Below are 7,066 nucleotides of genomic sequence, written 5' to 3'. Positions count from 1 at the left end.
AGCTAAGCCTTTCAGCGCCGATGGTACTGCAGGGGGGACCCTGTGGGAGAGTAGGACGCCGCCGAACAATCATTGCGGAAGCCCCGCACCAGCCCTTTACGGGTCCGGTGCGGGGCTTTTCTGCGTTCACGGCCCAAGCGGCCCGACCGGGCCGGCCGCACGCATCCGCTGTCGTCCGAATGGCCGCAGCAGCCCGGTGACGCGTCGTCGGCGGCCCGGCGAGACGGGCCCTACGTCCCTTTAGTTCGTACTGTGGGGGTATGGGCTACGACCTCGTCATCTTCGACAACGACGGCGTGCTGGTGGACAGCGAGCCGCTCGCCAACAGCATCCTCGCCGGGTACCTGACCGAGCTGGGGCACCCGACCACCTACGAGGAGGCGGTCCGCGACTACCTGGGATCCACCCCGCACCGGGTGCACGACCTCGTCGTCGAACGGACCGGGCAGCAGCTGCCGGCCGACTTCGACGAGACCCTGCACGCGCGGACCGTCGCCGCGTTCGAGCAGGAGCTGAAGCCCGTCCCCGGCGTGGAGGAGGTGCTGGGGGCGCTGACCGCGCAAGGAATCGCGTACTGCCTGGTCTCTTCCGCACGTCACGACCGGATCAGGCTCGGGCATAGGGTCGCCGGGCTCGACGGGTGGTTCGAGGAGGAGTGGATCTTCAGCGCGCAGGACGTGGGCCAGGGGAAGCCGGCTCCCGAGCTGTATCTGCACGCGGCGCGGCGGATGGGCGTGGAGCCCGCCCGTTGCGTGGTCGTCGACGACAGTCCGCTCGGGATCCAGGCCGCCCGCGCCGCGGGCATGGACGTGTACGGGTTCACGGCGATGCTGCCCGCGGACCGGCTCCCCGGGGCCACGGGCCACTTCGGCGACATGAAGCAGCTCACTGGGCTGCTCGGACTGGACGCGGGACTGGGTATGTGATCTCTCTACCCACGGGTAGCCCGTGGCCCTACGCTGACCCGCCATGACGGATGATGTGCGGCTGCGGCGTGGCCGCGGCGCTCTGGGGTTCAGCTTCTTCGTGCAAGGCGTCGCCTTCGCGCTGCTCGTGACGCGGATCCCGGCCATCCAGGACCGGTACGGGATATCCGACGGCCTGCTGCCCGCCTTCCTCGCGGCCGTGCCGGTCCTCGCGGGGGCGTCGAGCGTGGCCACCGAGCACCTGGTGAAGCGGGTGGCGCCCAGCGTCGTACTGCGGTGGGCGCAGCCGCTGGTGCTGCTGTCCCTGCTCGGCGTCGGAGCCGGCGGCCAGATGTGGCACGTGGCGGTGGCGCTCGGGGCGTTCGGGCTGTCGGTGGGTGCGCTGGACGCCTCGATGAACATGCTCGGGGTCAGTCTGCAGCGGGCGTACGGGCGGAGCATCATGCTCGGCTTCCACGCCGCGTACAGCCTCGGCGGGATCCTGGGGGCCTCGGCCGCGTGGGCGGGCGCGCACTGGGAGCTGAACCTCTTCGTCAGCTATCTGCCGGCCGTGGCCGTGCTGCTGCCGGCGGCGTTCCTGGGGAGCAGGCGCTACGTCGACGGGACGGCGGGCCAGGGGGAGGTTGACGGGAAAGGGCTGGGGGCCGGCGGGTTCAAGCTGCTGCTGCCGCTCTGCCTGGTGATGGCGTGCGCGTACATCGGGGACTCGACGGTGGCGAACTGGAGTGCCAAGTACCTCCAGGACGTGCTCGGGAGCTCGGAGCAGATGGCGACCGTCCCCTACAACGTGTACATGGTGACCACCCTCGTGGGGCGGGCCGTCGGGGATCTGGGCGTACGGCGCTTCGGTGCGGCGGCCGTCGTCCGGGGCGGGACGCTGGTGGCGGCCGGGGGGTTCGCCGTCGTGGCCGCGGCGCCGGGGGCGTGGGTGGGGATGCTCGGCTTCACGCTGCTGGGGATCGGGCTGTGCGTGATCGTGCCGCAGACCTTCGCCGCCGCGGGGAGGCTGTTCCCGGGGGCGTCCGACACGGCCGTCGCGCGGCTCAACATCTTCAACTACGTCGGCTTCCTGATCGGGTCCCCGCTCGTCGGGGCGGTGGGCGACGCGTGGAGCTACCGGGGGGCGATGCTGGTGCCGATGGTGCTGGTCCTGGTGACGCTCTTCCAAGCCCGCTCGTTCGGCTCCGAGGGCGCCCGATACGGTGTCCGGCATGAGCGGCCGCGGGTTGTTGATGTGGGACGAGGCGGTAACGGGGTATGACTTCGGACCGAGCCATCCGATGGACCCGGTGCGCCTGGCGCTGACCATGGGCCTGGTGCGCGCCTTCGGGCTGGACCGGGCGATGGAGGTGCGGGCGGCGCCCGCGGCCGGGGAGTCGACGCTGCGGCTGGTCCACCGGGAGGATTACGTCGCCGCGGTGCGCGAGGTGTCCGCCGATCCGGGGATGGCGGACGGTTCGTACGGGCTGGGGACCATGGACGATCCGGCCTTCCACGGGATGCACGAGGCGTCCGCGCTGATCGCCGGGCAGTCCGTGGCGGGCGCGGAGGCGCTCTGGCACGGTGAGGCCGAGCACGCGGTGAACTTCGCAGGCGGGCTGCACCACGCCATGCCGGGCGGAGCGGCCGGTTTCTGCGTCTACAACGACGCTTCGCTGGCGGTGGCACGGCTGCTGGAGCTGGGCGCCGAGCGGGTCGCGTACGTGGATGTGGACGTGCACCACGGGGACGGCGTGCAGGCGGCCTTCTGGGACGACCCGCGGGTGCTGACCATCTCGATGCACGAGCACCCGCGGACGCTGTTCCCGCAGACCGGCTGGCCCGAGGAGACCGGCGGTCCGGAGGCGGAGGGGTCGGCGGTGAACATCGCGTTGCCCGCCGGGACCGGGGACGAAGGCTGGCTGCGGGCCTTCCACGCGGTCGTGCCGGAGCTGCTGGCGGACTTCCGGCCGCAGGTGCTGGTGAGCCAGCACGGAGCCGATACGCACTTCGAGGACCCGCTCGCGCACCTGGCGGTCTCGCTGGACGCCCAGCGCGCCGTGCAGGAGGCCTGCCACCGGCTCGCGCACACGTACGCGGACGGGCGGTGGCTGGCGCTGGGCGGGGGCGGGTACGCGGTGGTGGACGTCGTCCCGCGGTCGTGGACGCACCTGGTGGGGATCGCCGCGCACCGGCCGGTGGACCCCGGGACGGCGGTGCCCGCCTCGTGGCGGGACGAGGTGTACGCGCGGACGCGACAGTTGGCGCCGGCCCGGATGACGGACGGGCGGACCCCGTCGTGGCTCGACTGGGAGGCGGGCTACGACCCGGCGGACCGGACGGATCAGGCCGTTCTGGCCACGCGCCGGGCGGTGTTCCCGCTGCGCGGCATGCTGACCTGACCGCCGGGGGCATGCTGCCGCATCGTTACGCCAACTGTGGGGCTGTTCGCCGGAATTGATGATCCGCCAGATCTGTTGGGGCAGCATCGGAGGGTGTTGAGCACCGGCGCGCTGCGTGCGCATCTGCTGGCCGCCCGGTTGGCCGGGCCCGTCGCCACCTCCCGGGAGGAGAGCCTGCGCAGTTACCGGCTGTTCGCGGCGCGGGATCCGCGGGTGATGCTGGGGCTGGATCCGGAGTGTGCGTGGGGCGAGGGGGATCTGCTGAGGCTGATGGCGGAGAAGTGCGGGGTCTCGGCGGATCCCGCGCACGTCAGCGGGCCGGACGTGATCGATCCGGAGCGGACGGTGGCCGCGCTGGAGGCCTTCGCGGGGCGGCTGTGCGAGGCGGCGCGGGCGCGGTCGCCCGTGCTGTTCGGGACGGGCCATCCGCACCGGCTCCTGGGCTTCTACGCCGGTTTGGCGGAGGCGTTGTCGGCGGCGGGATGTGTTGTCCTCACCCCGGCGCAGGGGGTGAGTGTCGACATGGCGACCCGGTTCGGCGTACGCACGTACAGCATCGAATACGTACGGGGGGTCGCACTGGTGCGGGAACCCGGCGTGCGGGTGCCGGGGAGTGCGACCGGCGTGCACACCCATTCACCGCTGCCGGTTCGGATGGCGCTGGGGGCCCTCGCGGAGGCCGGCGGGCCGCTGCCGGAGTTGGTGGTGGGGGACCACGGGTGGGTCTGCGGTGCAGGTCAGCTCGGCGTGGAGGCCATCGGGTTGGCGGATACGGATGATCCCGCGCTGTTCGTCGGGGAAGCCGAGGGCCGGGTCTCGGTGGCCGTTCCACTTGATGACGCGGTGCGGGCGGACTACTACCGGCCGCTCACGCGGTACGTGCTCGGTCGCGCGAGTCTGACGGGGCGGCAGGAGTGGCCGTAGCTCCTCTTCCCCACTCGTATCACGCGCCCCTACTCTGGGAGTGAGCGTGCGACGACGAGGAGTAACCGGAGGGGAAGCCGGTGCCCGTCATGCGCGGAAGGTCAAGGTGTGTCATGGCTGCTGGCGAGAGGCCTCTCAGTGAGGTTCAGTTCCTGACCGTGGCGGAGGTCGCCTCGGTGATGCGAGTGTCGAAGATGACCGTGTACCGGCTGGTGCACAACGGTCATCTGCCCGCAATCCGGGTGGGCCGGTCCTTCCGGGTCCCCGAGAACGCGGTTCACGAGTACCTCCGAGAGTCCTATGTGGGGGTGGAGTCGGCCTGAGACTGAGGCTCGTGATGCCCCTGGCTGCGACGCGGAAGCGCTCGGATTACAAGCTCAGAGCTCGGGCGGGTAGGCTAGGCCGACGTAGGTCGTGTGGGCCCAGACGCCCCGCACCAGTGAAGAGAAGTGAGCGAGGGTAGTCGTGGGCTCTGTTATCAAGAAGCGGCGCAAGCGGATGGCTAAGAAGAAGCACCGCAAGCTGCTCAAGCGCACCCGCGTCCAGCGCCGTAACAAGAAGTAAACGGCAGCTGTACGTGTTCTCCGCAGCCCCTCCACCAGCCTGGTGGAGGGGCTGCGGTGCAGCCGGGGGACTTCTTCTAGGGAGGCGCTGAGCTCGTGGGGAAGGTCGTACTCGTCACCGGGGCTGCCCGGCAGTTGGGCGGCCGCTTCGTGCGGCGGATCCAGCGTGACCCGGACGTCGAGCGGGTGATCGCGGTGGACGCGGTGAGACCGCCGCACCGGCTCGGATCGGCGGAGTTCGTCCGTACGGACATCAGACAGTCGGCGATCGCCAGAGTGCTGGCCGAGCACGCCGTGGACACGGTGGTCCATCTCGCGGTCACCGGAGGCAGTGCGGGAACGGGCGGTGCGCACAGCACCGTCAAGGAAACGAACGTCATCGGCACCATGCAGCTCCTCGGTGCCTGCCAGAAGTCGCCGACGGTACGGCGGCTCGTGGTGAAGTCCAGTACCAGCGTCTACGGGGGCACTCCCCGGGACCCGGCGGTCTTCACCGAGACCACGGAGCCGAAATCCCTGCCGGCGGGCGGCTTCGCCAAGGACGCCGCCGAGGTCGAGGGCTACGTACGGGGCTTCGCGCGCAGACGGCCGGACGTCGCGGTGTGCGTCCTGCGGTTCGCGAACATCCTGGGGCCCTTCGCTGATTCGGCGCTCGCCGAGTACTTCTCGATCCCGGTGATGCCGACCGTGCTGGGGTACGACCCGCGGCTGCAGTTCGTGCACGAGGACGACGTCCTCGAAGTGCTGCGGCTGGCGGCGCGGGAGCCCCGGCGCGGAACCCTGAACAGCGGGACGTTCAACATCGCCGGTGACGGCGTACTGCTGCTGTCGCAGTGCTCGCGGCGGCTCGGGCGGCCCACGTTGCCGTTGCTCCTGCCCGCGCTGAACTGGGTGGGCGCCGCGCTGCGGGCGGTCGGGGCCAGCGACTTCTCGCCGGAGCAGATAAGGCTGCTCACCCACGGCCGGGTCGTGGAGACCACGCAGATGCGCGAGGTCCTCGGCTTCGAGCCGCTCTACACGACCGCCGAGACCTTCGCGGACTTCGCGCGGAGCCGGGGGAGCGGGCTGCTGCCCCCGGAGCGGGTCGGGCGGGCCGTGGACCGGGTGGCGGCCATGCTGGACGCAGACGGGCTCGACGGGCTCAAGGACGACGCCTACGCGGTTGAAGGAGCGAAGCGATAGTGGCGGACGCCAAGGTCATTCCGTTCGACGAGGACCGGCCGCGGCGGCGGATCCCCCGCCGCGTGCGGGCGGTGCCCGCTGCCGAGCCGGTGGTGGAGGAGCCTGCCGCTCCCAAGCCGGCCCCGCCCGCGGCGCCCGGCGACAGCTGGGACCGGCGGGTCGCCGGCGGGCTGGCGTTCCTGCGGCGGCGGGTCACCGGGGACTACGAGGTCGACGACTTCGGCTACGACAAGGAACTGACGGACCAGGTCCTGATGTCCCTGATGCGGCCGCTGTACGACAAGTACTTCCGGGTCGAGGTCAAGGGCATCGAGAACATTCCGGCGGAGGGTGGCGCGCTGATCGTGGCGAACCACTCCGGGACGCTGCCGCTCGACGGGTTGATGCTCCAGGTCGCCGTGCACGACCACCACCCGGCGGAGCGGCATCTGCGGCTGCTGGCGGCGGACCTGGTGTTCATGCTGCCGGTGGTCAACGAGCTGGCCCGCAAGGCGGGGCACACCCTGGCGTGCGCGGAGGACGCGCAGCGGCTGCTGGAGGCCGGGGAGCTGGTCGGTGTGATGCCGGAGGGCTTCAAGGGGATAGGGAAGCCGTTCGGGGACCGGTACAAGCTGCAGCGGTTCGGGCGCGGCGGGTTCGTGTCGACGGCGCTGCGGGCGCGGACGCCGATCGTGCCGTGCTCGATCGTGGGGGCGGAGGAGATCTATCCCATGGTCGGCAACGCGAAGACGCTGGCACGGCTGCTGGGAGTCCCGTACTTCCCGATCACGCCGACCTTCCCGTGGCTGGGGCCGCTGGGCGCGGTGCCGTTGCCGACGAAGTGGACGATCCAGTTCGGGGAGCCGATCCCGACGGACGGGTACGCCGCGGAGGCGGCGGAGGACCCGATGCTGATGTTCAACCTCACGGACCAGGTGCGGGAACAGATCCAGCACACGCTCTACAAGCTGCTGGTGCAGCGGCGGTCCGTGTTCTTCTGACGAGCTGTCGGAAGACGGGTCGAGGGGCCGAAGGAAGGGGCGGGGCTGCCGGGGCAGCCCCCCCCGGTGCGGTTACGCGCCGTCCTCCGCGCCCAGGCCCAGCCCCGGGC

Annotated in this window: 8 protein-coding genes and 1 rRNA gene; all 9 read left to right on the top strand. The window is 71.2% G+C overall.

Annotation, left to right across the window (positions count from 1 at the left end):
• Nucleotides 1–67: ribosomal RNA gene (rrf, locus tag ACWGIU_RS24565) — 5S ribosomal RNA — on the top strand; the annotation flags it as partial.
• A 193-nt stretch (nucleotides 68–260) separates the two neighbouring features.
• Nucleotides 261–926, top strand: a complete 666-nt coding sequence (locus ACWGIU_RS24560) for an HAD family hydrolase (protein ID WP_453709128.1) — start codon at nucleotides 261–263, stop codon at nucleotides 924–926.
• 43 nt (nucleotides 927–969) lie between these two features.
• The gene (locus tag ACWGIU_RS24555; protein ID WP_453709126.1) at nucleotides 970–2,187 is read left to right on the top strand and encodes an MFS transporter; all 1,218 of its coding nucleotides are present in this window, start codon (nucleotides 970–972) and stop codon (nucleotides 2,185–2,187) included.
• Nucleotides 2,138–3,307, top strand: coding sequence for an acetoin utilization protein AcuC (locus ACWGIU_RS24550; protein ID WP_453709125.1), 1,170 nt, complete (start codon nucleotides 2,138–2,140; stop codon nucleotides 3,305–3,307). Before ACWGIU_RS24555 ends, ACWGIU_RS24550 begins: the two co-directional genes overlap by 50 nt.
• 93 nt (nucleotides 3,308–3,400) lie before the next feature.
• Nucleotides 3,401–4,231 carry a phosphatase gene (locus tag ACWGIU_RS24545; RefSeq protein WP_453709123.1) on the top strand — a complete coding sequence of 277 codons (831 nt, stop codon included), beginning with the start codon at nucleotides 3,401–3,403 and terminating at the stop codon, nucleotides 4,229–4,231.
• A gap of 113 nt (nucleotides 4,232–4,344) precedes the next feature.
• Nucleotides 4,345–4,554, top strand: coding sequence for a helix-turn-helix domain-containing protein (locus ACWGIU_RS24540; protein ID WP_008738568.1), 210 nt, complete (start codon nucleotides 4,345–4,347; stop codon nucleotides 4,552–4,554).
• 142 nt (nucleotides 4,555–4,696) lie between these two features.
• Nucleotides 4,697–4,795: a 30S ribosomal protein bS22 gene (locus tag ACWGIU_RS24535; RefSeq protein ID WP_003948845.1), complete on the top strand. Its 99-nt coding sequence runs from the start codon at nucleotides 4,697–4,699 to the stop codon at nucleotides 4,793–4,795.
• Nucleotides 4,796–4,890: 95 nt separating this feature from the next.
• Nucleotides 4,891–5,976: an NAD-dependent epimerase/dehydratase family protein gene (locus tag ACWGIU_RS24530; RefSeq protein ID WP_453709121.1), complete on the top strand. Its 1,086-nt coding sequence runs from the start codon at nucleotides 4,891–4,893 to the stop codon at nucleotides 5,974–5,976.
• Nucleotides 5,976–6,956, top strand: coding sequence for a lysophospholipid acyltransferase family protein (locus ACWGIU_RS24525; protein ID WP_453709119.1), 981 nt, complete (start codon nucleotides 5,976–5,978; stop codon nucleotides 6,954–6,956). Before ACWGIU_RS24530 ends, ACWGIU_RS24525 begins: the two co-directional genes overlap by 1 nt.
• Nucleotides 6,957–7,066: the final 110 nt, after the last annotated feature.

This window comes from Streptomyces sp. NPDC054840, assembly GCF_053611065.1.
This window is presented reverse-complemented; position numbering and strand designations above follow the sequence as displayed.

What these genes read in the sequence shown, in the direction of transcription:
- ACWGIU_RS24560 (WP_453709128.1), top strand. Translation starts at nt 261, where the DNA reads ATGGGCTACGACCTCGTCATCTTCGACAACGACGGCGTGCTGGTGGAC.
- ACWGIU_RS24555 (WP_453709126.1), top strand. Translation starts at nt 970, where the DNA reads ATGACGGATGATGTGCGGCTGCGGCGTGGCCGCGGCGCTCTGGGGTTC.
- ACWGIU_RS24550 (WP_453709125.1), top strand. Translation starts at nt 2,138, where the DNA reads ATGAGCGGCCGCGGGTTGTTGATGTGGGACGAGGCGGTAACGGGGTAT.
- ACWGIU_RS24540 (WP_008738568.1), top strand. Translation starts at nt 4,345, where the DNA reads ATGGCTGCTGGCGAGAGGCCTCTCAGTGAGGTTCAGTTCCTGACCGTG.